Here is a 25,295-nt window from a genome sequence, read left to right as displayed (position 1 = left end):
ATTCTAATTGGAACGATCTAATAAATCTTTATTAGAACGATCTAATTTCAGCGGAAGTCGCTTCACATATTGCGGAACGGTGATATATATTTTATGGTCTACTCAAATATCCGAACATGATGATCAACGTCTACTTTTTTAATTTCTCATTCTAACACCTGCCTTTTTTTGCTGAGAGTCGTCTTTGTGCACAGACTAATATAAAATCAATTCAAACTTGAGTTTTAGTATACTGAATTACATTTGTCTACGCAATATATATTTTTAATTTTTAGAAAATTGAAATATATACTTTTTTAATATAACAAAACCTTTTAAACAATAACCATATTAAATTTAGAATCATTTCTCTTATTGCGCTAAAGAAGTAAAAAATATAGACACTTCATTCGTACAACTTTCTAGCAAAGTTTAAAAATACGCGTTTTTAATATTGTAAGCTCGGTTCAAACATTTGTTGTTTAATATATTCCACAGGCATCTCTTTTCCCGTCCACAATTCAAACGCCATGGCCCCTTGCCAGATCATCATTCCTATTCCATTAATTGTTTGACATCCAACTGATTCAGCTTGTTCTAACAGTTTTGATCTCATAGGCATATACACGACATCTGTTACAATTAAATCAGGACGTAGCATTGATATATCTTCAATAATGCTGAATTCTTCTAACGGTTTCATTCCCACTCCCGTTCCGTTTGTCAAAATATCGCTCGTTCTAATTTCTTCTCTTAACCTGTCTGTATTCTCAAGAGAATACAGCTTTGCTTTACATGAAACATGCTTCATCTCTTCATTAATAATTTTTACATTTTCTACAGCTTTTGAATAAAACTCATCGTGACGAGCAAAGATTGTTAATTCTTCAAGTCCTTCTAAGGCTGCTTGAATAGCAATAGGCGTAGCTGCTCCACCCGAACCGATCAAAGTCATTTTTTTCCCTTTGATATCTACACCGTGCTCTTTTAAATTTCGAATGTAGCCCATACCGTCTGTGCTATGCCCAATTAATAGGCCATTATCGTTTACAACTGTATTTACAGCTCCTGAAAATTTGGCGCTGTCTGCTAATTCATCAAGAAACGGGAGAATTTTTGTCTTATTTGGCATCGATACATTAAAACCTTTAACATTTAACGCTCTCAGCCCTTTAATCGCATCTTCTAACGAGTCATTTCCTACCTCAAAAGCTAAATAAGCATAATTCAATCCCAGTTTTTTAAAGGCCATATTATGCATAGATGGTGATAATGAATGTCCAATTGGAGTTGCTAAAAGGCCAATGAGCTGAGTTTTACCATTAATACGCCCTACGCTTTTCATGATTTTACCTCCTGTTTTATTAAAATTTCAGAAATACTTGCGGAACCTAACCTGTACTTTTTAAGCTTACTTTCATTTACCATCAAACCCATTTCGCATTCATATAATACTTGTAATTAGATCGATCTAATTTCCGCCTATACTTATTATTCAACCAACTTGTGAAAAGCTACATTTAAAACCAAAGCTGCTCTACTCACATATAAAAAATAAAGAAATCGCTTACAAGTTTACTATTTTAATAAAATACGTTTGACACGTACTGTACTTCTTACCTCCCTTCACAAGGCAGCATTTCTCAAAATTACTAGAAACAAAGCTTTCACCTATACCTAGCCTCTTTATTAAATGACTGCAGTAAGCAGCCGGTGAACTAAGACAACTCTTAGCGACCTTATATATCATAGTATCACATTTTTTTGAAAGGAAAAATGTTTTTTTGTTACTTTTCAGAAAAATCTTTTTATTTAAAGAATTTCTCTATATTAAAAATAAAGCTATAACAATAATTATAGCTCTATTTTTGAGTATGGCTTTCTTTTCTCTTTTTCATCCACCAGCCTGCACCAACCATTACTCCGACTATAAGGATAACAAATACTAAACGATCAACATCATGCAAATATTTTTGGATTTTTTCAATATCTCCAAGTCCTCCTACATAGAGCAAAAAAACAAACCATGGAAAAATGCCCAGGGTGCTGTATAAAAAAAAGTCCCTGGATTTTATTTTACTAAGACCTGCTAAATAGGTTATATAGTTTGCGATACTGATGGGACGAGAAATCGTAATACTCCATTTTCCATATTTATGAAACCACTTTTGAGCACGCTTTATATTTTTTTCACCAAACCAGCGCTTGGTAATAGATTCAAACCTATATCCCATAACGAACGGAATATAGTTGAATGCGATATAAATAACGGTATTGACAGCTGAAACAATAAGGATTTTCCATATTGAAAGCTGCAGCACCGAGCCAATAAGCAAGATCGATAACGTACACGGAAAAGGAATTGCTGCAGCTTCGATTGCTGTAGCAATAAAGATGCCCACTATGCCTAAATTTTGTACAAAATCAATAAACCCTTGCACCTTTTTTCTCCTTTCAATCATACAAATTTCACGTTCTTTCATCATAACTCAAACTATTCAAAATTTCACGATTTCAAACCAATTTTACTAGTAAAAAAAGCTCATATACATTGGTTTGCTATATTTGATTATCTTCTATCATATGCAGTTCATAAGTGAAGTAACGCAAAAAAAGAAAATAGCAGAAAAGGCTCTTTTATTAGATGTAATAAAAGAGCCTTTTCTGTCTTGCTATTATTTAATTTTAGCAATAATTTTCCCTTTCACATGGCGTCTTGAGAGCTCTTCTAATGCACTTGGCACCTCTTTTAACGAGATGATGCGCTCAATCATCGGAGCTACTTTTTTCTCTGTTACTAATGCTAAAAGCTCATCACCCATTTTTGCTAAATCCGCTTGCGCAATCATGTCATCAATATGGTGCGCAGCATTTAAAGCTACTTCATGATAAGAAAGCACCTTTGTAAAAGGCTTTACTTTTGTATCATCAGGTGCCCCAGCAATATGTGCTAAATGCCCTCTATAGCAATCATATCTAAAGAATCCGTTGCGTTCTTTGCGCTCACCGTGTCAAGCACAGCATCTACGCCGCGGCCATTTGTCAGCTCCAATACTTTTTCCACTACGCTTTCCTCGCGATAATCAATCACATAATCAGCTCCTAACGACTTCACATATTCATGATTATGTGCTGAAGCTGTTGAGAAAACGGTTTTTCCAGCGTTTTTAGCAAGCTGCACACCAAAGCCACCTACGCCTCCAGCTCCTCCGTGAATTAAAATGGTTTTAATATGATTCATTGGAAGTTTACGAAATAGTGCTTCATTCGCGGTGTAACCTGCAGTAGGCAAAGCAGCAGCTTCTTCAAATGTAACAGCATCAGGAATGCGTGAAATTGAATGAGCAGTTGTAACCGCATATTCAGCATATCCGCCTTTTTTCATAAAGTCGCCGTGGTAGACGACGCAGTCTCCTTTTTAAATCATTTGGCTAGCGGTGCTTTTATTATTTTATCTAAAAATGATTTGCTTACTATTTTCATTTTAAAAGGAGCTTGTCTATAATACAAATTAGAAAATAAATAGATATCCATAAATAAATTTATAAGAAAGGATAGCGTGAATGATTGATTTTGAATGGTATCGTAGCTTTATTAGCATTTACAAATATCGATCCGTTTCTGAAGCAGCCAGAGCAAGGATCTTAACGCAGCCGGCAATGAGTCAGCACTTAGCTGCTTTAGAAGCTGAAATAGGCGAAGATTTATTTATCCGTGCACCGAGAAAGATGATTCCAACAGAAAAAGGCAAAGAACTGTACACTCGTATCGTCCCGTCAATTGAAAGTCTAGAAGCTGCTTCACTTGAATTAAAAATGACCACCTCATATCCGGACGCGCTGCCGGTCGTGAAAATTGGTTCTCCTGTAGAGTATTTTACAGAGCAAGCTTTAGAAAGAATAAAAGATGCAGGTATCCGTTGCTACAGCTAGTTTGGTATTGCTTCTGCTTTACTTGAAAAGATACAAAACGATGAAATTGATATTGCTATTACAACCCAAAGATTGCAAATACCAGGAAACGAATATACGGTCATTGAAGAAGAAGAGTTTGTCTTAACTGTCCCTCCTTCTTTTGAAATTACAGCTAGTAAAGACGCAGAAGATTTTTTATACAATCAGCGGTGGATTAGCTATGGCCTTGAACTTCCTATTATCAGGAGATTTTGGCGGCAGCATTTAAAAAAACGCCCTGAAATTCAGCCTTATCATGTGATTCCCAATCTTCAAACGGTGTTAAAAGCCATTCAGCATCACATGGGAATCAGCCTGCTTCCCCGCTATTTAATTCAAGAAGCGCTTCGAGAAAGAAAAGTAAAGATTGAACTTGAACATTTAGCGGTAAAAAATCAGATCTTTCTTGCTTATAAACTTAAGCATCGAGATCATCCTACTATTCAAAAAACGATACGCTCCTTAAAAAAAGAAACCTCTGCAAACTAATCTGCGAAGGTTTCTTTTTTTGACATTTGTTGTGCTGAATCTACTCCTACTAAATCTAAAAAGAAAATAAAAATAGGAATACCAAGAATCAGCCCCCATACGCCCAAGAAGTGTTCACCAAACACTAAAATGATAAACGTAATGAACGTTGGCAGGTTTGTTTTAGATGACATGAGCTTTGGATTTAATACATAGCTTTCAAGTGCGTGAAGTACTACCACCATAATTAACACAGATAGCACTTTTACACCGCCTCCCAAACTGTAAGCGATTGTACAAAGTGGGATGAGTGAAACAAACACCCCAAGAACCGGTACAAGACCTAGTAAAAAGACCATAACTCCAAGCGCGAGCAAATTAGGAAACCCTAACACCCACAGCGCAATAACGGATAAAATGCTGTTTACAAAAGCGATAATAAACTGAACTTCTATTACCTTACCGAAGGAATTAACAAATTTTCTCCCCAAATAGCCAGCTTCTTTGAAAAACCAGCCCAGTCTAGATTGTTCCAATTGGACAAACAATCGGTGAATCCGCGACTTTTCAAGTAAAAAGAATAGGCTTAACAAGAGTGCTAAGAAAACTTGTGCACTTACTTTTCCAATATTAGATAAATAGCTGTATACTAAATCAATATTCTGCTGAATATTTTCTGGTGATTTGAATCTCTTTAGATTATCGATAATATACGTGACGAATGTATTATCAGGGGGGTGCTTATAAAAATACATCAGCTTCTGTACAAGCTCGGTAACTTGCGTCATGATAACCGGGATATATACATACCCTACAATACCGAGGGCCCCCATCAGTGTGATATAGATGACGATGAGTATAAGCGTTGAGTTAAGCGGAAGCTTTCTTCTTAACGTTTGTTGAAGGCGACCAATTAAAAAGGTAAAAATAAATGTAAATAACAGCAGCTGAAGCATACTTCTAATGCTGATGAGTAAAACTGTAATGATAATGAGCGTAATGATGCGAACAGTAAGTTTGTTATGAAGCCAACTTCTTGCAATATTCATGAAACCTTCGATTCTCCTATCTCTCTTTTTCCCAAGTCATTTGTATACATATAAATAAAACGGATACGCTAGACACTCATATCCGCTTTCGCTATACATATTGTATCATTTCATCTTCAAATTTTACTATATTTCCGCGCTTTTTAGTATGTCTTTATTTTCTCTTCGCTATTCTTTTTCGTTTTTCCATACATTATGATAAATTAGCTTGTCTAAATCCCTTCTTTTTTCCCAGTTAGCTTGTTCTAAGATTGGTTTCTCAGGGTATTTATCTGTGTAACCAATTGACATGAGAGCTACAGGATCAATATGAGGAGGAATATATAAAATGTCACGTATATCATTTTTCTTATAAAAACTCACCCACCCCATTGCTAGTCCTTCTGCATATGAAGCAAGCCACATATTTTGAATCGCACATGCAGTTGACAGCATATCAGTTTCTGGAATTGAGTTTCTTCCGAGAACATGAGAGCCTCCTCTTGTTGGATCACACGTTACACAAATTGTTAAGGGTGCTTCTTTTAATCCTTGAATCTTTAGCTCTAAAAAATCTTCTTTCTTTTCACCTTCATAATGAATAGCCAGTGCTCTTCTCTCTTTATCTGCTGCCCAAGCAAGTCTATTTTTCACTTCTGCATCAGATACTAATATAAAATTCCAAGGCTGCATAAATCCGACAGAAGGACCGCTGTGAGCAGCCTGTAAAATATTATAAACCGTTTCATTAGGAATCTCATCAGACAAAAATGTTCGTACATCTCTTCTTCCGTAAATCGCTTTGTATACCGCTTGCTTTTCGTCATTTGTAAATGAGTGCATCTTTTTCAACCTCCATTAAACTCTCTTTTTAACTATTTTTCTAAAAAAATATTAAAAAATGTGATCTAAGCTTTATGTTTTCTCGTATTACTATATGAATTTATCATAAAGGAGGTTGCAAACATGTTCAACGACGTTTTAATGAACTTATTTAACGCGGTAAGCAGCATCATTAACACAATTGAATAATTTGACTGTACATATTTAATAAGAGAGGAGGCATATCACGTGCTTAACGAGGTACTTATGAACTTTTTTAACGCAGTAAGCAGTATCATCAACACAATCGGATAAAAAAAGCACAAAGGAAAGGGTAACTGCCATTACCACCGTCTTTATGCTTTACTAGTTCAAAATCATATATTTTGTAATAAAAAGAACTCTGTGATTAGGTGTTCTTTTTATTTACCCTAACATGTTCCCATTTATTTATATATATTCCTTGTCATTCCAAAAGAGTCATTTATATGTTGCAAGCATACACATAGGTTTGCAGCTCGTAGTGCAGTTCTTTTAAGTCATCAGCTGCTTGAGTCAATAACTTCTTTCGCTGAGCTGTATACACATCTAGAATAGCTCTTTCTACTTTTACCTTTTCTTCATATAAAATATCTAACTTATCTTCATTTCCTTCAAGGGAAATAGGCTTTAACATAGCAAATTGATAAATGGGTTGTCCATAATCCAATTTTGTTAAAATAGAACCTACTAATACATCCTGCGAGCATTCATATACGAAGTTTAACAGCGTACTTAATTCTTCTAGACAAGAAATATCCAGCTCTGCATCTTCATTGATCACAGCCCCTATATATTGAAAGCAGTCTTCTTCTAACTCATTATAAATAGTTGTGATGCGGTGCAATACTTCATTCAATTTCATAAAGTTCCCCCTTTACACACGCTTCTTGATACAACCATATGATAAAACTTGGTGTTTTATACTAACGAAAAAGCGAGGAATATAAACCTCGCTTTTTCTCTTTATCGATACATACTGGCAATGTCTTCAATAAACATAAGCGGTTCTTCTTCTGTTAGTTGTTTAATTGGAGAATAATCCCCTCCACCAAAACTTTGATCTATGTCTTCAATAAACGAAGAAACTTCTTCCGACTCTTCACGATTAGCCGGCACTTCATATTTCTGTAATTTTGCACGGTGCACGACAGATAAAATATGGCGTGGAAATTGCTGTTTCGTTTTTCCAAAACAATATACCGGCTTGTGTTTCAGACAGCGTTCTACTTCCTCTTGCCGGTTGTAAATGCTTCCATGATCGCCCCAAGCTACCACAACAAGTTCAGCATCTTCTACTGCTTTTTGAATATATTCACCTGTTCTTGTTCCAACAGCTTCTTCTTTTGAAAGCATGCGTAAAAACGAAACATGATCGGTTTGATAGCTGAATAAATAAACGATTTCTAAGACTCCAAATCCCCACTTTTGCGCCAGTTCTATGCACTTGGATACAGCTGCATCGTCGCTGTATTCATACGTATTTTCTGGAAATGACAAGATAAACGTAAGTTTACGTTCGTTTACTTCACTCCATTTGCATAATAGAGAGTACTTGTATGTCCCTGTTTCATCAAAAATAACTTCTTTTTTCACTGCTTCCATCCCCCTGCCTTCTTACAATCTTGTTACTTATCTATTGCAAATGAGCTAAGCAGTAATCGTAACCTTGACTGTTAAAAGTTTTATTTTATATGTATTTCAAAATCATGCCTTCATGACAACTTTTCTGACATTTTTTCAAAAAGCATTTTTTTCTTCTATACATGCTTTTTACAGCTAGTGAACATTCACATATACACCCTTCATCTTTTCAGATCACCAGTCAAAATAGATAAAATCAAAAAAATGGTCTATAATAAAGAAATAACCAATGACTTTTTTGCTCATGTTTTTGACAGTTACGGATTTTTCCTCAGCAGGTATGTTCAAAACTTATCCTCTGAGAAAATAGAAGATAAATTTGTATAAAGAAAGGATTTTGTAAATGGCTACTACACACACATTTACAAGAGGAGAAGAAATTGCAAATGCGATTACACACGGCATTGGAGCCGTACTCAGTATTGTTGGATTAACGCTTTTAATCGTACTTTCTTCGTTAGAAGGAACGCCTTGGCACGTTATCAGTTTTACTATTTACGGAGTAACCATGCTGCTTCTCTACGTCTCCTCTACGCTTGTCCATAGCTTTCCGGAAGGGAAGGTAAAAGATCTTTTTGAGATATTCGACCACTCTTCTATTTATTTGTTTATTGCCGGTACGTACACTCCATTTTTATTTATCGCAGTAAAAGGAACCATCGGCTGGACACTTTTTGGCATTGTATGGGGCATCGCTCTTGCAGGAATTGTATTCAAAGCTTTTTTTGTGAAGAAATTCCTTTTTATTTCCACCATTCTTTACGTATTTATGGGATGGATGATTGTGTTTGCGTGGGATTCCTTAACTCAAACTATTGCCCATCAAGGAATTGTCCTTCTCGTAGTTGGAGGCGTATTGTATACAATCGGAGCCGTTTTTTACGTATGGCGAGGATTTCGTTTTCATCATATGATTTGGCATATTTTCGTCCTTGGAGGGACCGTACTCCACTTTTTAGCAATCATTTTGTATGTTTTGCCTATAACCAATTAAAAAAGGGTCAGAAGGCCCTTTTTTAATTGGTTATAGAATTCCTTACCACAGTTTTGAAATTTGAGTCACAAGCGTATAGACTCCTAGCACAGCCATAATAACGACCACAAAACCGCCAAAAACGGTAAGCCAAGTCGGATGCTTGTAATCGCCTACTATCTTCTTTTTATACGCCGCTATAAGCATTGTTCCGAGCGTAATAGGCAAAATTAACCCATTCAATGCTCCAGCTAAAATAAGCAGAGTGACCGGCTGACCAATCGTTAAGAAAATCAGGGTTGAAATCGTAATAAATGCAATGATAATCCAGTTTTCATATTTCTCAATCCTTTTGCTGAAGGATTTAATAAAGGAAACCGATGTATATGCCGAACCAATAACTGAAGTGATAGCCGCCGCTGCCATGACGATACCGAATAATTTATAGCCAATATCTCCTGCAGCTAACTGAAAAACAGAGGCAGGTGGATTATCAGGATTCAGCTTTAACCCTTGACTCAATACACCTAATGTCGCTAAAAATAGAAAAATTCGAATGATAGAAGCAATCGTAATGCCCGATACTGCTCCTCTTGTTACTTCAGGAATCGCGGCTTTTCCTTTGATTCCTGCATCTAATAAACGGTGACCTCCTGCAAATGTAATATATCCTCCTACCGTTCCTCCTACAAGAGTAACAATCGCCATTACGTCAATTTTATCTGGCCAAAATGTTTTAGATGCCGCTTCTCCTAATGGAGGAGAGGAAGAAACAGCAACATACACCATTAAAATAATTAATATTCCACCCATTAATTGAGCAAAACGATCCATTAATTTTCCGGCTTCTTTAACTAAAAAGATTGCGATAGAAATGATGGCTGTAATGACTGCACCCGCTTTAGGAGAAATGCCAAATAGCGCATTGAAGCCAAGACCCGCGCCTCCTACGTTTCCAATATTAAATGCTAAGCCTCCGATTACAATTAGAATAGCAATAAATAAGCCGAGACCTGGCAAAACACTGTTAGCGATATCCTGTGCTCTTTTTTCTGAAACGGCAATAATACGCCATACATTTAGCTGCACGCCAATGTCTAATAAAATCGACAGTAAAATGACAAAACCAAAACTTGCGGCGAGAGCTTGTGTAAAGACCGTTGTTTGAGTTAAAAAACCTGGACCCACTGCTGAAGTAGCCATTAAAAATGCAGCTCCGAGCAGCACACTCCAGTTGCGTTCTTTTTTCATGATGTCACCTCATTGTGGTTGAATAATGATTTGTTCTTCTTTTAGCTTGTCACAAATAGCTTTGGCAAATTCAACAGCATGTGCACCGTCTCCATGAATACAAACGGTATCTGCTTGAATGGGAATCTCTTCATTTTGCACAGTGAGCACTTTCTTTTCTTTGACCATTTTAATTACTTGAGAAATAGCGGCGTTTTCATCTTTAATAACGGCGTTTTCAACGTTTCTGGGCGTCAGCATGCCATTTTGTTGATAGGTTCGATCTGCAAATACTTCCTGAGACGTACGTAAGCCCATTTCGTTTCCAGCTTTAATCAGTTCACTTCCAGCCAAACCATATAGGATAGCTTCCTCACTGACATTATAAACAGCTTCGGTAATAGCTTTAGCTATGTCTCGATCTGCTGCAGCCATATTATATAAAGCGCCATGAGGTTTCACGTGATGAAGTATCCCTCCTTCTGAACGTATAAAAGCTGAAAGAGCCCCCATTTGATACACCATTAAATCATAAGCTTCGCGAGGCGTAATTTTCATATATCTACGTCCAAATCCAGCTAAATCTTGCAATCCAGGGTGCGCGCCAATCGCCACATTTTCACTCAAAGCCAGCTTTACTGTTTCTCTCATAACCGAAGGATCTCCGGCATGAAAGCCGCAAGCAATGTTTGCTGACGTTACATAGCGCAAAATCTCTTTATCATTTCCTAATCTATAGTTCCCAAAACTCTCCCCTAAGTCACAGTTCAAATCAACGGTAGCCATCTTCTTCCCCCTTATATTTTCATTCGAAGTGCTCTTTTAATATGATTTATCTTCTTTTCCTGCTCCATATATAAATGCTGCGCTTCATCCAGTGAAATTGCTTGAAAAGAAACCTTTTTCCCTGGAGAAACTTGCGCCAACGCTGAAAAATCTGCAGTTGCTACCTGCCCGATTCTAGGATATCCTCCTGTCGTTTGATGATCTGCTAATAAAACAATGGGCTGTCCTTCTTTTGGTACTTGAATCGTACCGAACGTCACAGCGCTAGAAAGCAGCTCTTTTTCTTCACCAAGGACTAGTTTCTTCCCTTTTAGCCTATAGCCCATTCGGTCAGATTGCGGCGTAACGTCAAATTCTTGCTGAAAGAAATGTTGTTGACTTTCTTCTATAAACCAATCAAATTCCGCACCTTTCATCGCGCGGATAATAGGTGTCTCGTATGAAGGAAGAAGTTTAGGATGAATCGTCCAAAAAGCCTGCTGAAAAGAGCGGCCCGTTTGCTTTTTCAGCAGTTTCTTTATAATTACTTCCCCTATTTCTGTAGGAGGGTGGGTTAATATTTCGTCTCCTGACTGTAATGCTTTACCGTGCAACCCGCCTATCCGAGCGCGCAATGAAGTAGATGTACTTCCCATAATTGCAGGAACGTTAAAAGCACCGGAAACCGATAAGTACGAACGGCATCCTAAAGTTGGAACGCCAAACTGTAGCACGCTCCCTTTTTTCACATATAAAGGTCGCCACATCTTTACGGCTTCATCATTAACAGTTGGCGATAAATCCCCTCCGGTCAGTGCAATCAAAGCATCTTGCTGAAATTCAATTTTTGGTCCCATTAACGTAATTTCAATAACCGGCCGATTTTCTTGATTTCCTACTAATAAGTTGGCAATCCTTAAAGCAACTTTGTCCATTGCCCCGCTGACAATCATGCCGTCCTTTTGATATCCATGTCTGCCGATGTCTTGAATCGTCGTTAATAAACCAGGACGTATTACTTTAATACTCATCTTCATCCACCTCCTTTTGTGCTTCATATTCTGTTTCAGAAATGGAAACAAATCGGATACGATCACCTGCTTGAAGCAAGCTTGGCGAATCCTTTTCTGGGTTAAATAGTGACAAAGGAGTACGCCCGATTAACTGCCATCCTCCGGGTGTCTCGATTGGGTACACGCCGGTTTGTATTCCTGCGATGCCAACTGACCCTTTTGGGATGCTATTTCTCGGTGATTCTTTTCTTGGGGTCGCAATTTCTTCGCTCATCCCTCCCAAGTAAGGAAAACCAGGAACAAAGCCTATCATATACACCAAATACTCTCCATTTGTATGAATACGGATAACTTCTTCAAGCGTTAATGAATGAAAAGCAGCTACTTTCTCTAAGTCCGGACCGTACTTTCCTCCATAACACACCGGAATTTCAATTTGTCTAGCGACCGCTTCAGATTTTTCTTCCTGGTGGAAAAGGAGCTTTTCAATATATGTAGATATTGCTGTGTAAGGGTTTCTTTTTCCTTTTTCACTCATGACCCAAGGATCATAATAGATTGTAACTGTTGTAAAAGCCGGCACATATTCAATCATTCCCTTACATAATGATTGCTCTAGCACCTGAGTAAATTGCTGAATACGTTTATGTATGTCGAAATTAATTTCGTCTCCAAATGAAACGACAATGCCGCTATCACCAAGAGGATAAAGTCGATAATCGTTACTCATTCCGTCTCCTCCTTTTTACTTAGTATTGTTTGAGCTGCTTCCTTTAATGCTGTAGATAGATACGTTTATTAGAATTACTAATGGTATTATTGTTTTCAAATAACAATTTCTTATATATCTAATAAAAAAAAGAAAAATAAATCTGTATCCTGTATGGATAACATTATACAAATATAAAATAATCTTATGTTCTACTAAAACAAACTCCAAAGAAAAATTCAACCTTTTTAGAATTTTATCGTCAAAAGGATGATGTTTTTTCAATTTTTCACACAAAAAAACTGCTTCGTTTCCTATATCAAAGCAGTTTTTGTGTAAGTATCTACTAAAAGGAAAAACTCATGGACAGTGGAACATTATATACCTCTGCGAGCAAAATCCACAAAACGGAACTTATCAAGACGATGACGTGATTCCGTATATTGAAAAAGGCTTGCATCTTCTAGATACACATAATTTCTTACTACCACAATATGTTCATAGTCTTTCAAATCTAAGTAACATTTATCTTCTTCCGTAAGTTCGTCAACGGAAATTTCTTTTTTAGCAAAGCTTATTTTCAGCCCAAGATCTTTTTCTAAGTATTCATAAATAGAGCCTTCGCATATGTCTTTTGTGAGGTGAGGAACATATTTTTTATGAAAAAAATCTTTGTCTAAAATAATTTTTTCTCCATCGATTTCACGCGCTCGAACTACTTTCCATATGAGGTCTTTTTTCGTTGTCCCAAGCTGTGTGCACAGATCTTGATCAGCCTTGATTAGTTCAAACTCTTTTACAATAGTAGTCGATGTATGTCCTAGCTTTTCCGCAACTTCTTTGAAGCTAACAAGTCCTGATACTGGAAAATCAAAGCGTGATACGTCCAATACAAAAGAGCCTTTTCCTTTCATTTTTTGAATGTAGCCATTTTGTGAAAGTAAATTTAACGCTTTCCGTATCGTTTCACGAGACGTTTGATACTGTTCAACAAGCTCATTTTCAGAAGGAAGTTTTGTATTAGGGCGCCAGTCACCGCGTTTAATTTTATCGACTAACTGTTCGTAAATATTGATAAATTTATTTTCTTTCAATTGCCATCACCTATTTTGCTTTCTATATATACCCAATTGTATAAAAAGAACGATAGATTGTCACCCATCGTTCTTTTTACTTTTTTCTCTATTTTTTTAAATGATACACGATTGATTCATACGGCCGAAGTAAGACTCGCTTGAATTCCTTTGATGAATCTTCGTAGTTAGACAGCAATATTTCACTATGATATCCTTCAAAAGTTATATCTTCCGGCAGTTTAAAGGTCGTTTCGCTGTCGTAGAAATTATTTATCACCAACAGCTTTTCATCTACTCCATTTCGGATATAAGCGAAAATCTGCTTGTCTTCTCCAAGAATCAATTCATAGTTTCCGTAGGTGATAATCTCGTACTGCTTGCGTAATGCAATAAGCTTTTGATAAAAATAAAAGATCGAATCTTCATTATCTAACGCTTTTTCTACATTAATTTCACGGTAGTTATAGGCCGGATTAATCCATGGCTTTCCTTTTGTAAAACCTGCATTCGGCTCATCGTTCCATTGCACCGGTGTACGGGAATTATCTCTTGATTTATGTTTTAAAATCTCCAAAATTTCATTTTCGTCCATTCCTTGTGCACGTTTTATCTCATACACATTTAATGACTCCACATCTCTATATTCATCAATAGAGGAAAACTTCGGGTTTGTCATACCTATTTCTTCGCCTTGATAGATATAAGGTGTCCCCTGCATCAGATGAATCGTTGTAGCGAGCATTTTGGCAGATTTATTATGATAGAGTTCGTCGTTTCCATAGCGGGAAACAACACGAGGCTGATCATGGTTGCACCAAAATAGTGCATTCCATCCCCCTCCTTTATTCATCTCCGTTTGCCAAGTTGATAGAATCTCTTTTAATTTAATAAAATCAAAATCTGCTAGCGCCCACTTTTCTCCATTTGGGTAATCGACTTTTAAATGATGAAAATTAAACGTCATGCTAAGCTCGTCCCGGTCCGGATGAGAGTACTGAATACAGTGGTCAACAGTTGTCGACGACATTTCCCCAACGGTCATACTATCATATTTTGAAAAAACTTCTTGATTCATTTCCCGCATATATTCGTGCACGCGAGGACCGTCGGTGTAGAATTTCCGGCCATCACCTGGCGCAACAGAACCATCATCATCTAAGAAACGCTGATCTTTTGAAATTAAGTTAATAACGTCTAGCCGAAATCCATCTACACCTTTTTCAAGCCAAAACCTCATCATATCATACACGCTGCGGCGCACATGCTCATTTTCCCAATTCAAATCCGCTTGCGTGACATCAAACAAATGCAGATAAGATTGTTCTGTCAGCTTATCATGCTCCCACGCCGACCCTCCAAATTTTGAAACCCAATTCGTCGGAGCACTTCCATCTTCTTTTTGATCTTTCCAAATATAAAAATCTCTGTACGGGTTATCTTTCGATTTTTTAGCTTCTTGAAACCATTCATGTTCAGTTGACGTATGATTAACGACAATATCCATGATGATTTTAAGATCCCGCTTATGCGCTTCTGTTACTAAACGATCGAAGTCCTCCATTGTCCCGTACTCTTCTTGAATAACAAAATAATTACTTATATCATATCCATTATCTCGCTGCGGCGATTTATAAATTGGCGTTAGCCACACAACGTCTACGCCGAGCTCTTTCAAATAATCTAGCTTTTCAATAATACCAGCTATATCGCCAACGCCATTTCCAGTCGTATCATAAAAGCTTTTTGGATAAATTTGATAGACAACAGATTTTTTCCACCAAGGTTCTTGCATTTTTAACACCACCATTTAATTCTTAGAATTATGTTGAAGCGAGTCTGTACCCGCAACCGTTGATGTAACGGTTGATTTTTTCTGAAGCTTTCCAAGCGTTAACGTTAAAAGAAACGGCACAACGATTGCAATTACCATTCCAATAATAAAAGGCGACCAGCTCTCTGGAACAATTGATAACGGAGCTGGAATACCACCAATTCCTACTGATGCTGCTTTCACTCCCGCTACGGATATGACGACACCCGCAATAGCTGAACCAATCACTGCAGAAATAAAAGCAAATCTAAAGCGCAAATTAACACCAAACATTGCAGGTTCCGTAATGCCAAGCCAAGCCGAAATCCCTGACGTTAAAGACAATCCTTTTAATTTCTCATCGTCTTTTGAAAGAACCATCATCGCAAAAGCAGCAGAGCCTTGTGCAATATTTGATAATGCTACCATTGGCCATAAGAAGGTACTTCCCACGCTTCCGATCAGCTGTAAATCTACTGCCAAAAATGTATGATGCATACCTGTAATAACAAGTGGAGCATATAAGCCTCCGTACACAAGCCCTCCAATAAATGGAGCCGTTTTGAATAACCATACAACTGCATCTGTAATGACATTTCCTATTGCAAATGTAATTGGACCAATTACAATAAAAGCGAGAAACCCTGTCACTAAAAGAGCTACAGGCGCTACAATTAAAAGTTGAAAACCATCTGGTATTCGTTTTCGTAAGAATAATTCGATTTTTGCCAGTACGAATGAAGCAACTAATACAGGTAAAACCTGCCCTTGATAGCCGACTTTCTCAACATGCAGGCCAAATAAATTCCACGTATCGATACTTCCTTTTTTTAATGCTTCTCCGTAAGACCAGGCATTTAGCAAGTCAGGGTGTACAAGCATGAGCCCAAGGACAATTCCAAATAAAGGACTTCCTCCGAAGCGCGTAACAGCTGACCATCCAATAAGAGCTGGCAAAAAGGCAAAAGCCGTATTCGCAATTAAATTAATCATGCTCGCGAAGTCTTTCCACTGTGTATGAACATCTACGATCGATTTATCATCGTAAAAAATTCCCGCTCCTGTTAGTACATTATTGATTCCCATTAATAAACCCGCTGTTACGATTGCCGGTAAAATGGGAATAAAAATGTCAGCTAATGTCTTTATTGCGCGCTGCAGCGGATTTAAGTTTTTAGCTGCCTCATTTTTTACTTCTTCTTTTGATAGTTCACCTATCCCTGTAAGCGCCACCATTTCTTTATATACTTTATCAACCGTGCCTTGACCAATAACAACTTGAAACTGGCCATTTGTAGAAAAAGATCCTTTTACTAATTCATGCTCATCTAGCATACTTTGATTGACTTTACCTTCATCTTTTAAAACAAGTCGAAGGCGCGTTACACAGTGCGTTGCAGCAGAGATATTTTCTTTTCCGCCAACAGCTTCTATAATGCGTTCAACAGATTCACGATTCATGTCTTTTCCCCCTTGTTTCCGTTTTCATTTTACTCCTATATTTCCTATCCCCTATATAAATCTCACCACCACAAACTTGTATATACAAGTTTTACACTTTTATTCTAACCTGTATATACAGGTTAGTCAACAAAAATAAAATTACTTCTTTTTTATTTCATGATATAGTCAAAAAGCAAAGTGTATGGAAGGAGACGTTACAATGCTGCAAGTAAGATTAATGGGAACACAAGAAGAAATTAATGAAGCAATCAAACAATTTGAACAGAACTACCATATAGAACATCAGTCAAAAGAATATACGCGAAGCGCTAATCCAAAGTATGAGCGCAAAAAAGATACTCGCGTGTATCTTTCAATGCATGTAAAGGATAAATAAAAAGAAAAAGAGCATAGCATGCTCTTTTTCTTTTTATTTTACATCGAAATAATTTGATGGGAATGATAGTTTTCAGAATCCGTAACTTTTTTTGTTAACTGAATTATTTTTCGTAATTCATCAATTGGAACTTGCCCAGGAGCTGAACTGCTTTTCCCTACAGCAAAAGTAACAGAAGAGCCATACATCCACCCTACGATCCGGCTAATAGCTCCTAATCCTCCCATCGACATGGTAATGAGAGGAATGCTGAGCTCTTTTTCAGCCTCCCTTGTAGCTTCTAATAAAGTTAAAACATCTTGATTATTCTGGGGCATGACAGCTGCTTTTGCTGCATCTGCTCCATAAAATTCAGCTAGAAATACGCTTTTAAAAATTTCCGCCTTAGGAGGGGTAAAAGAAAAATTATGATAAGAAAGCACAAGTTTCTTTTTATTTTCCTTGGAAATTTTGCGCAAATAGCTGATATGCTCTGGCTGATTTGATACTTCAAAATCAATAATTGCTACATATGGGTGTTTACATACCTCTGCAAGTATGGCTACTACTTCCTTTTCCGACAAGGAAATAGGCTGCCCTCCTTCTTTTTGAGAACGTATAGTAAGCAAAATAGGAGTGCGCTCACTATTTTCATATATACCTTTAGCTGCAGAAAGGACGCTGTTTATATCTTGAATTTCTTCGTAAAAATCCAAGCGCCATTCAATTATATCCGGTTTTTTTAATATAATGTCCGCTAGCTCTGTTAAAAGCTCTTTGTGATTTTTGCCTACTAAAGGCGTACAAATAGATGGAGAATGAGTTTCTTCTCCTCTTTCTAACATACGAACAGCTCCTTTTTATCAAAGTTAAATGTTTCGGTTTTCATTTTAGTATTCGTTCAATACTTGTTACACAGATACATGGTGTACTTTCTTATCTGGCGAATAAATATCCATGATGTTCCAATGCCCTGATGTTGGTACTGGATTGTTTAACATCGCCACATCAATTACAACTGGTTTATTAGAAGCAATAGCTCTTTGCAGTGCCGGTTTGAACTCTTCGGCTGATTGAATTTTTATACCTTCTACTCCATAAGCTTTAGCGATACTTGCAAAGTCAGGAGAATATACCTCTCCATCTTTTTCAAATAACGTGCCTAGAGTGGTTCCGAAATGTGCTTTTTGCAGTCCAGCGATCGTACCAAACGCAAAGTTATTCATAATGATCCAAACAACAGGAATGTTCTCTTCAGCTGCCGTAGCAAGCACAGCTGGATTTTGGCCGAATCCTCCGTCTCCTACTAGAGAAACAACTACTTTATCAGGCTGAGCTACCTTTGCTCCTAAAGCTGCCGGCGCTCCAAATCCCATTGTGGCAAAACCTCCTGGAGTTAATATGCTTCCAGCTTCATAGATTGGAAACTGCTGTCCTACCCCATTCTTATTCCAGCCTACATCAGTAGTAATATAGGCATCTTTTGGAAGTACTTCACGAACCTCATTTAAAATTCGCTGCGGCTGCATTGGGAATGAATTGTCATGAATATACTCTTCATTACTAGCTTTAAACTCTTCACGATAAGAAGCAATCTCTTTTATTAATGTTTCGTTTTTTACCCCTTCCGGAATAAGCTGTTTAGCCACACGATTTAAGACTTTGAGAGCTTGTTTTAAATCAGCCACTACACCAATTTCAGCAGGATAATTACGCCCTATCTCGCTAGGATCAATATCAATATGAATCAATTTTGTTTGTGAAAAATCAAACGTATACTCCGGCTCCCATGAGCTAGAATCTGCTTCTGCAAACCGTGTTCCTAATGCTAAAATATAATCGGCAGTCCGACACTTTTCATTAATAAACTTCGTGCCCCAAAACCCAGTCATCCCTAGAGTCAAGTCATTATCATCTGGAAGTGCTCCTTTTCCCATTAAGGAGTGGGCTACCGGAATGTTCAAGTGATCCACAAGCTCTTTTAACTCATTTGCTGCATCTGCTAATATAATACCTCCGCCTACATACAACACTGGATTTTTGGCATTGATTAATTTTTGTACAATACTCTTTGCCGTTTCATCATCAATAGAAGGCTTTTGCAAAGATTTCGTTTGACGATGCAATCGATCAAATAAAGAAACATCGATCTCTTTTGAAAAGATATCCATAGGTACAGATACTAGTACGGGTCCAGGGTTTCCGCTTTCCGCTAGTAAAAATGCTTTCTCTAATATTTCTGGAAATAAATCTGGACGATCAACTCTCCATGCACGCTTAACGAATGGACGATAAATTTCATATTGCGAAGCGTCAGCATGTAAGTTAACCTCTTGATGCGGATGCTTTCCGTAATAATGAGTAGGAACATCACCAGCGATGACAACCATTGGAATCGAATCTAACGCTGCATTGGCCACTCCTGTGGCAGCATTTGTTAAACCAGGACCTAAGTGACTTAATACTACTGCTGCTTTTTTCGTCACACGCGCGTAGCCATCAGCTGCATGCGCTGCAATTTGTTCATGACGAACGTTGATAAATTTAATCTTGCTTTCTTCTAAGGCTGTTAGTACCGCTATATTGGTATGACCACACAAACCAAAAATATGCTCGATACCTCGCTCCTCAAGATAATTTACTAATTGATGTGATATTAATTTTTCCATTGTATATCCTCCTTTAAATTCCATATATATTTTGTCAGGTAATAAACTCAGCTACGATAGCTGCAGGACAATCATTTTTGTTTCTGTCATATCTTCAATCGCAAATCGAGGTCCTTCTCTACCAACACCGCTGTCTTTTATCCCACCGTACGGCCAATGGTCGAGTCGAAAATTAGAGGTGCCATTAATCACAACTCCTCCCACTTCTAAAGATTCAGCAACACGGTAAGCTAGGTCCATTTGATTTGTAAAAAGGCCTGCTTGCAAACCGAAAGATGAATCATTTGTTTCCTGAATAGCTTCTTCAATATCTTGATAAGGAATGATACTCACCACAGGACCAAACACTTCTTGACACACCACTTTGCTTTGTTTAGGAGGATTTAATAGAACAGTAGGTTCTATAGAAGCCCCTGTCTTTTTGCCGCCGCATACCAACTTTCCACCGAGGCCGACTGCTTCTTCAATCCAAGCCAAAACTCGGTTTGCTGCTTTTTCATCTACTAAACATCCAACATCTGTTTGCGGCAACAGAGGATCTCCAACTTTTAAAGACTTTACCTCATTCTTCAGAAGCTCTGTAAATTCAGAAACAACTGAGTCATGTACATAAATACGCTGAACTGAAATACAGCTTTGACCGGAGTTGCTAAATCCTGTTCTCCCACATTGCTCAGCAGCTTTTTTAATGTCGGCATCTTCATGAACGATCGTTGAAGCATTTCCTCCTAATTCTAGAAGTACTTTTTTCATTCCAGCCAGTTCACATATATTTCTGCTTGCCACTGTTCCACCGGTAAAAGAAATTACATTTACACGGTCATCTTTTACGATTTGCTGTCCTGTTTCTACTCCGCCTAAAACCATATTAATAGCGCATTCAGGCATTCCAGCTTCTAATAATAGAGATATAAATTCTGAAGCAACTAAGGTTGTTTGCGGAGCCGGTTTTAAAATAACACTGTTGCCAGCGGCAAAAGCTGGTCCAATTTTGTGGCATACTAAATTTAAAGGTGCATTAAAAGGAGTAATAGCGGCAATAACTCCTACAGGTACACGGAATGTGGAAGCTATCGCTTTTCCCCCTCGTTCGGAAGCATCTCCTGGTATCGTTTCACCGATAAGCCTTTTTGCTTCTTCCGCAGATTGCTCTAATGTTTCTACAGATCGAGATACTTCATCCAACGTATTCTTCAACGGTTTTCCTAACTCATTTGAGATGAGAGAAGCAAATTTTTCTTTTTGCTTTTCCAAGAGCCTTGCTGCTTCTTTTAAAATTTTTGCCCTTTCATAAGAAGACAGACTCGCAATTGTCTTTTTAGCTTGATAGGCGGCTGATAGAGCTCTTTCAACATCTTCTGGCGTTGCTATAATTTGCTCACCAATTACTTCCTGCGAATACGGACTTTTAATACTTACTACTGATCGATTACCTTCAAGCCATTCTTTATTTACATAAGGCCTTGCTCGTCTAAAGCTCATTGTTATCTCTCCTTTTAACAATTGACCTGATTATTATTTTTAGATCGATCTAATTTTATATTTAGATCGATCTAAAGTCTGATACAGATTTCTATAAATTCTATTGATTTAAAGTTATAACTCGTTTTGTAAACGTTATCATAATCCTACAACAGAAATTTTAATCTAGCAATAGGAAATTAAAGAATTTTCTAAAAATATTTATTAATACTGAGTACAGTTTGCTTATAATCTCTTACGTAGTTTCACATTCACTTCCTTTTTTTCTTACATTCACTGTAGGAGTATGTAAGATAGCAGCACTATCAATATGGCAAAGATTTATGATTATAATCGAGCTTAACTATTGCTTATTTGTTTTGGTTACAGCGTATCACCATCTGTTGACTAACAAAAATTTTATAAATGTGAGCTGATACTTACTTCTTAGGACATAATACAAATTTTACTGTTTTTACAAACAGTAAAATTTGTATTATAATTCTAATAACTAAAATACAAAATAATAAGTTTTTTATTGTTAAAAACAGAAAGAGGCTTTGAAAAATGACTTACAGCGAGATGTCTCTTAGAGAAAAAAGCATTGTATTTATTGGCTTTATGGGCGTAGGTAAAACAACAATCGGCGAACTAGTCGCTAAGAAATTATACAGAGATTTTGTCGATATAGACCAAGAAATTGAAAAAATGTTTCAAATGCCTACATCACAAATCTTTAAAGAGTTTGGTGAAGAGTTTTTCCGAAATAAAGAAAAAGAAGTAATTAGCCAGTTATCTCAGCAGCGTTTAAAAATTATATCCGTTGGTGGAGGCGCATTTCTTCAAGAAGAAATTCAAAAAATATGCTTATCAAATTGTATTGTATTCTTTTTAGACCTTTCATGGGATTCATGGAAAGAACGCATTAGCCTCATTATTGACAGTCGTCCTGTTTTACAAGGAAGAAGTCTAGAGGATATTGAAGAATTATTTTATACGCGCCAAGCAATTTATTCCAACCACCACTCCAAAGTAGAAACTGACAATTTGGATATTGAAGAAGTAGCAAATTATATTGTTGATTCCTTGAAAATGGCTTGGGATATCTACGAACCGTCTAAATAATTCACAGAGAAAAGAAGCAGTTGATCAACTGCTTCTTTTCTTTGATGACGATTCTCGAACAACTAATTGAGGCGTTAAAATAATACGATGATGATGTTCTTTTTTATCAACAATTTGGTTATGAAGACACCGTGCAGCATCTTTTCCTATTTGTCTTGCAAAAGAAGAGACGGTTGTTAGAGTAGGGTGGCACACAGATGATTCCATGACATTGTCAAATCCCACTACTGCTATATCTTCTCCTGGAACTACCCCTTTCTCTTTTAAGCCTTGCATAACACCAAATGCAACTAGGTCGCTAAAACAAAAAACTGCTGTTGGAGGCTCAGAAATGTCTAATACTTGATGTGCAGCTTCTACACCGCCGCTTCTTGTCGGACCGCTAGGAATAATAAGGTCTTCATCTATAGAAATCCCTGCGCTCTTTAGCGCCAAACGGTAACCTTCCATTCTTTCTTTCCACGTTGTAGAACCGGTTGTTCCTCCTAAAAATGCGATTCTTTTGTGTCCCTGTTCTAGTAAGTGTTGAACCGCTTTTTGAACGCCTAAGTTATAATCTACCCCTACATAATCTGACTCCACTTCAGGCAATTCCCTTACTGCTAGTACTGAAGGAACATCTAAATGCTGAATTTTTCTTATCGTATCTTCCGATGTACCCGCAACAGGACATAAAATAATGCCTCCTACCCGATGCTCTAGCATCGTAGAAAGCAACTGATCCTGTCGATTATCTGAATCAAACGTCGTACCTAAAAACACCGTATATCCGTCTTTCTCGAGCTCCTCGTGCACTCCAATTAACAATTCTGTAAAAAACGTATTAGATATGTCAGTAATAATAACTCCGATTGTTGATGAAGTTTGAGATCTTAAATTTGCTGCAATACGGTCATATACGTATCCTAACTCTTTCATCGAATCTAGAACTTTTTTCCTTGTTTTTTCGGAAACACTTGGACTATTTCGTACAATAAGCGAAGCGGTAGCTCGAGATACTCCCGCGTGTTCCGCCACTTGTTGTAAGGTTACACGTTTGCGTTTATTTTGTTTCAATTTATTCCACCAACCCTTTATAAAGCACCTTTTATAATTATTTTACAATTATCTAAAATAAAAGAAAAGCTTCATTCTTTCACGATGTTCCCTGACAAAGGCCCAGTAACAAAAAAGACGCAGCCTCATGCTACGTCTTTTTTCCTAATGCGAACTCATATAAAAATTGATAAAAAAGGCAATGGTAATCACATACATCATCCAATGAATTTCGCGATGGCGTCCTGTAAACAATTTAATCGCTGTGTACGAAATGAAGCCGAATGCTAAACCTTCTGCAATGCTGTAGGTTAACGGCATCATGACAATCGTTAGGAAAGCTGGAACAACCTCAGTAAAATCGTCGAAGTTAACGTTTCGAATGTCACTTAGCATAAGTGAACCAATAATAATGAGTGCTGGAGCAGTAGCAACGCTTGGGATAAATTGAATGAGCGGTGCAAAAAACAGGGTAAATATAAATAAGATGGCAACCGTTAATGCCTTTAAGCCGGTACGTCCTCCTTCTGCAATACCTGTTGCATTTTCAATATACGTATTTAACGCTGTACTTCCAAAAATAGCACTCGCCATTGTACCGATTGAATCCGCTGCAAGCGCACGATTTAAACCTGGAATTTTACCGTTTTTATCTACTAAATTTGCTTTTTTAGATAGTCCAATCAGTGTCGCTAGCGTATCAAATAATTCTACGATGGTGAAAGAAAATACAACTGAAAAAATACCGTAGGCAACTGCACCTTTTAGATCCATTTGAAAGAATGTTTCTCCGACGCTTGGCGGCGTAGCTGAAAAGACGTCTTTCACCGAATGAGGAATTGCTTGTACTCCTACAATCATCGCTAATATTGTAGTAGCAAAAATACTTATAATGAGAGCACCTTTTACATTTTTAGCCATCAATACAGCTGCTAATATCAGCCCAAAAATAGCAAGTAAGGGGCCTTTATCCATGACATTTCCAAGTCCTACAAAAGTAGACTCGTTTGCCACAACTAATCCAGCGTTTTTCAAACCGATAAACGCAACAAAAAGACCAATTCCAACTGCTATTGAAGACTTTAATACGTTTGGAATGGCATCAATAATCTTTCCACGTACTCCTGTTACCGTTAAAACAAAAAACAACACGCCGGATATAAAAACTGCCCCAAGTGCCGTTTGCCATGACAATCCTTGTCCTAATACTACTGAATACGTAAAAAACGCATTTAAACCCATCCCTGGACCGGTTACAATGGGGAAGTTTGCCCACAGGGCCATCAGTAACGTACTAAATACAATGGCATAAATGGTAGCTGCGAGAGCCGCTTCTCGGGGTATACCCGCGTCAGACATGATAATGGGATTGACAATTACCATATAACTGACCGTCATAAAAGTTGTAAGTCCTGCTAGTATTTCTTGTTTTGGTGTTGTGTTGCGCTCTGATAGTTTAAACAAGCGCTCTAATATTCCGTTACGCTCCAACGCGCGCGCCTCCCTACTTCTAAAAAAAATAAAAAATCCTACCTATTCAAATGTCCTAAAAAGGACACGATTTAGGAGGATTTTACGTTGCAAAGTAAAATCTTTTGTCCTATTATAGTCTTAATTTGTAGATATGCAAAGGCAGAAAACGCTATCATTATAAAAATTTTTATCTTCCGTTAGTTT

23 protein-coding genes and 1 pseudogene are annotated in these 25,295 nt (G+C 37.4%); 4 read left to right on the top strand and 20 right to left on the bottom strand.

Going from position 1 to position 25,295, the window contains the following annotated elements; translation table 11 throughout:
* Positions 1–427: 427 nt before the first annotated feature.
* The 4 genes from M3225_RS14380 to M3225_RS14365 all read right to left on the bottom strand — a co-directional run bounded on the left by M3225_RS14380 (position 428) and on the right by M3225_RS14365 (position 3,364).
* Complete coding sequence (locus M3225_RS14380) at positions 428–1,324, bottom strand: shikimate dehydrogenase (RefSeq protein ID WP_251394833.1); 897 nt, start codon at positions 1,322–1,324, stop codon at positions 428–430.
* A gap of 517 nt (positions 1,325–1,841) precedes the next feature.
* Positions 1,842–2,420, bottom strand: coding sequence for a DedA family protein (locus tag M3225_RS14375; RefSeq protein WP_251394831.1), 579 nt, complete (start codon positions 2,418–2,420; stop codon positions 1,842–1,844).
* A 234-nt stretch (positions 2,421–2,654) separates the two neighbouring features.
* Entirely contained in the window at positions 2,655–2,879 is a 225-nt protein-coding gene (locus M3225_RS14370; RefSeq protein WP_251394829.1) for a zinc-binding dehydrogenase, read from the bottom strand.
* A gap of 50 nt (positions 2,880–2,929) precedes the next feature.
* The gene (locus tag M3225_RS14365; protein ID WP_251394827.1) at positions 2,930–3,364 is read right to left on the bottom strand and encodes a zinc-binding dehydrogenase; all 435 of its coding nucleotides are present in this window, start codon (positions 3,362–3,364) and stop codon (positions 2,930–2,932) included.
* Positions 3,365–3,542: 178 nt separating this feature from the next.
* Here M3225_RS14365 and M3225_RS14360 point away from each other — a divergent pair.
* Positions 3,543–4,421: pseudogene (locus tag M3225_RS14360) on the top strand (LysR family transcriptional regulator).
* Here M3225_RS14360 and M3225_RS14355 read toward each other — a convergent pair.
* From M3225_RS14355 to M3225_RS14340, 4 genes are all read right to left on the bottom strand, one after another.
* Entirely contained in the window at positions 4,418–5,449 is a 1,032-nt protein-coding gene (locus M3225_RS14355; RefSeq protein ID WP_251394825.1) for an AI-2E family transporter, read from the bottom strand. The pseudogene M3225_RS14360 and the gene M3225_RS14355 overlap by 4 nt on opposite strands.
* Before the next feature lie 168 nt (positions 5,450–5,617).
* Complete coding sequence (bluB, locus tag M3225_RS14350; RefSeq protein WP_251394823.1) at positions 5,618–6,271, bottom strand: 5,6-dimethylbenzimidazole synthase; 654 nt, start codon at positions 6,269–6,271, stop codon at positions 5,618–5,620.
* A 463-nt stretch (positions 6,272–6,734) separates the two neighbouring features.
* Positions 6,735–7,154, bottom strand: a complete 420-nt coding sequence (locus M3225_RS14345) for a hypothetical protein (RefSeq protein ID WP_251394821.1) — start codon at positions 7,152–7,154, stop codon at positions 6,735–6,737.
* Between the two features lie 101 nt (positions 7,155–7,255).
* Entirely contained in the window at positions 7,256–7,894 is a 639-nt protein-coding gene (locus M3225_RS14340; protein ID WP_251394819.1) for a DUF1643 domain-containing protein, read from the bottom strand.
* 382 nt (positions 7,895–8,276) lie between these two features.
* Here M3225_RS14340 and trhA point away from each other — a divergent pair, with 382 nt between their 5' ends.
* On the top strand, positions 8,277–8,927 hold the full coding sequence (gene trhA, locus M3225_RS14335; protein ID WP_251394817.1) for a PAQR family membrane homeostasis protein TrhA: 651 nt from the start codon (positions 8,277–8,279) through the stop codon (positions 8,925–8,927).
* A gap of 42 nt (positions 8,928–8,969) precedes the next feature.
* On the opposite strand, the gene M3225_RS14330 is transcribed toward trhA, so the two are convergent.
* The 7 genes from M3225_RS14330 to treP form a co-directional block, all read right to left on the bottom strand.
* The gene (locus M3225_RS14330; protein ID WP_251394815.1) at positions 8,970–10,157 is read right to left on the bottom strand and encodes an NRAMP family divalent metal transporter; all 1,188 of its coding nucleotides are present in this window, start codon (positions 10,155–10,157) and stop codon (positions 8,970–8,972) included.
* 9 nt (positions 10,158–10,166) lie between these two features.
* Complete coding sequence (locus tag M3225_RS14325) at positions 10,167–10,922, bottom strand: LamB/YcsF family protein (RefSeq protein WP_251394813.1); 756 nt, start codon at positions 10,920–10,922, stop codon at positions 10,167–10,169.
* A gap of 11 nt (positions 10,923–10,933) precedes the next feature.
* Entirely contained in the window at positions 10,934–11,932 is a 999-nt protein-coding gene (locus M3225_RS14320) for a 5-oxoprolinase subunit C family protein (RefSeq protein WP_251394811.1), read from the bottom strand.
* Entirely contained in the window at positions 11,922–12,644 is a 723-nt protein-coding gene (pxpB, locus tag M3225_RS14315) for a 5-oxoprolinase subunit PxpB (protein WP_251394809.1), read from the bottom strand. Before pxpB ends, M3225_RS14320 begins: the two co-directional genes overlap by 11 nt.
* 356 nt (positions 12,645–13,000) lie before the next feature.
* Complete coding sequence (gene treR, locus M3225_RS14310) at positions 13,001–13,717, bottom strand: trehalose operon repressor (RefSeq protein WP_251394807.1); 717 nt, start codon at positions 13,715–13,717, stop codon at positions 13,001–13,003.
* An 88-nt stretch (positions 13,718–13,805) separates the two neighbouring features.
* The gene (gene treC, locus M3225_RS14305; protein ID WP_251394805.1) at positions 13,806–15,491 is read right to left on the bottom strand and encodes an alpha,alpha-phosphotrehalase; all 1,686 of its coding nucleotides are present in this window, start codon (positions 15,489–15,491) and stop codon (positions 13,806–13,808) included.
* 15 nt (positions 15,492–15,506) lie between these two features.
* A complete protein-coding gene (treP, locus tag M3225_RS14300) occupies positions 15,507–16,970 on the bottom strand; it encodes a PTS system trehalose-specific EIIBC component (RefSeq protein WP_251394803.1) in 1,464 nt (487 codons plus the stop codon).
* A 202-nt stretch (positions 16,971–17,172) separates the two neighbouring features.
* On the opposite strand from treP, the gene M3225_RS14295 reads away from it, so the two are divergent.
* The gene (locus tag M3225_RS14295; RefSeq protein WP_251394801.1) at positions 17,173–17,349 is read left to right on the top strand and encodes a YvzF family protein; all 177 of its coding nucleotides are present in this window, start codon (positions 17,173–17,175) and stop codon (positions 17,347–17,349) included.
* 38 nt (positions 17,350–17,387) lie between these two features.
* Here the strand turns inward: M3225_RS14295 and aroD are convergent, their stop codons facing one another.
* The 3 genes from aroD to M3225_RS14280 form a co-directional block, all read right to left on the bottom strand.
* The gene (gene aroD / locus M3225_RS14290) at positions 17,388–18,173 is read right to left on the bottom strand and encodes a type I 3-dehydroquinate dehydratase (RefSeq protein WP_251394799.1); all 786 of its coding nucleotides are present in this window, start codon (positions 18,171–18,173) and stop codon (positions 17,388–17,390) included.
* Positions 18,174–18,239: 66 nt separating this feature from the next.
* Positions 18,240–19,997 (bottom strand): thiamine pyrophosphate-binding protein, encoded by a 1,758-nt coding sequence (locus M3225_RS14285; protein ID WP_251394797.1) that lies wholly within the window; start codon positions 19,995–19,997, stop codon positions 18,240–18,242.
* Positions 19,998–20,048: 51 nt separating this feature from the next.
* Complete coding sequence (locus M3225_RS14280) at positions 20,049–21,479, bottom strand: aldehyde dehydrogenase family protein (RefSeq protein WP_251394795.1); 1,431 nt, start codon at positions 21,477–21,479, stop codon at positions 20,049–20,051.
* Positions 21,480–22,025: 546 nt separating this feature from the next.
* On the opposite strand from M3225_RS14280, the gene M3225_RS14275 reads away from it, so the two are divergent.
* Positions 22,026–22,583 (top strand): shikimate kinase, encoded by a 558-nt coding sequence (locus M3225_RS14275; protein ID WP_013055659.1) that lies wholly within the window; start codon positions 22,026–22,028, stop codon positions 22,581–22,583.
* 24 nt (positions 22,584–22,607) lie between these two features.
* Here M3225_RS14275 and M3225_RS14270 read toward each other — a convergent pair whose 3' ends face one another.
* Together M3225_RS14270 and M3225_RS14265 are read right to left on the bottom strand one after the other, a co-directional pair.
* Positions 22,608–23,639, bottom strand: a complete 1,032-nt coding sequence (locus tag M3225_RS14270; protein ID WP_251394793.1) for a LacI family DNA-binding transcriptional regulator — start codon at positions 23,637–23,639, stop codon at positions 22,608–22,610.
* Between the two features lie 144 nt (positions 23,640–23,783).
* Complete coding sequence (locus M3225_RS14265; RefSeq protein ID WP_251394791.1) at positions 23,784–25,109, bottom strand: NCS2 family permease; 1,326 nt, start codon at positions 25,107–25,109, stop codon at positions 23,784–23,786.
* Between the last annotated feature and the right edge of the window lie 186 nt (positions 25,110–25,295).

Origin of the sequence: Priestia aryabhattai (assembly GCF_023715685.1) — a bacterium.
Lineage (GTDB): Bacteria > Bacillota > Bacilli > Bacillales > Bacillaceae_H > Priestia > Priestia aryabhattai_B.
The sequence above is the reverse complement of the archived record's forward strand: the minus strand, read 5'-3'. Positions and strand labels throughout refer to the sequence as shown.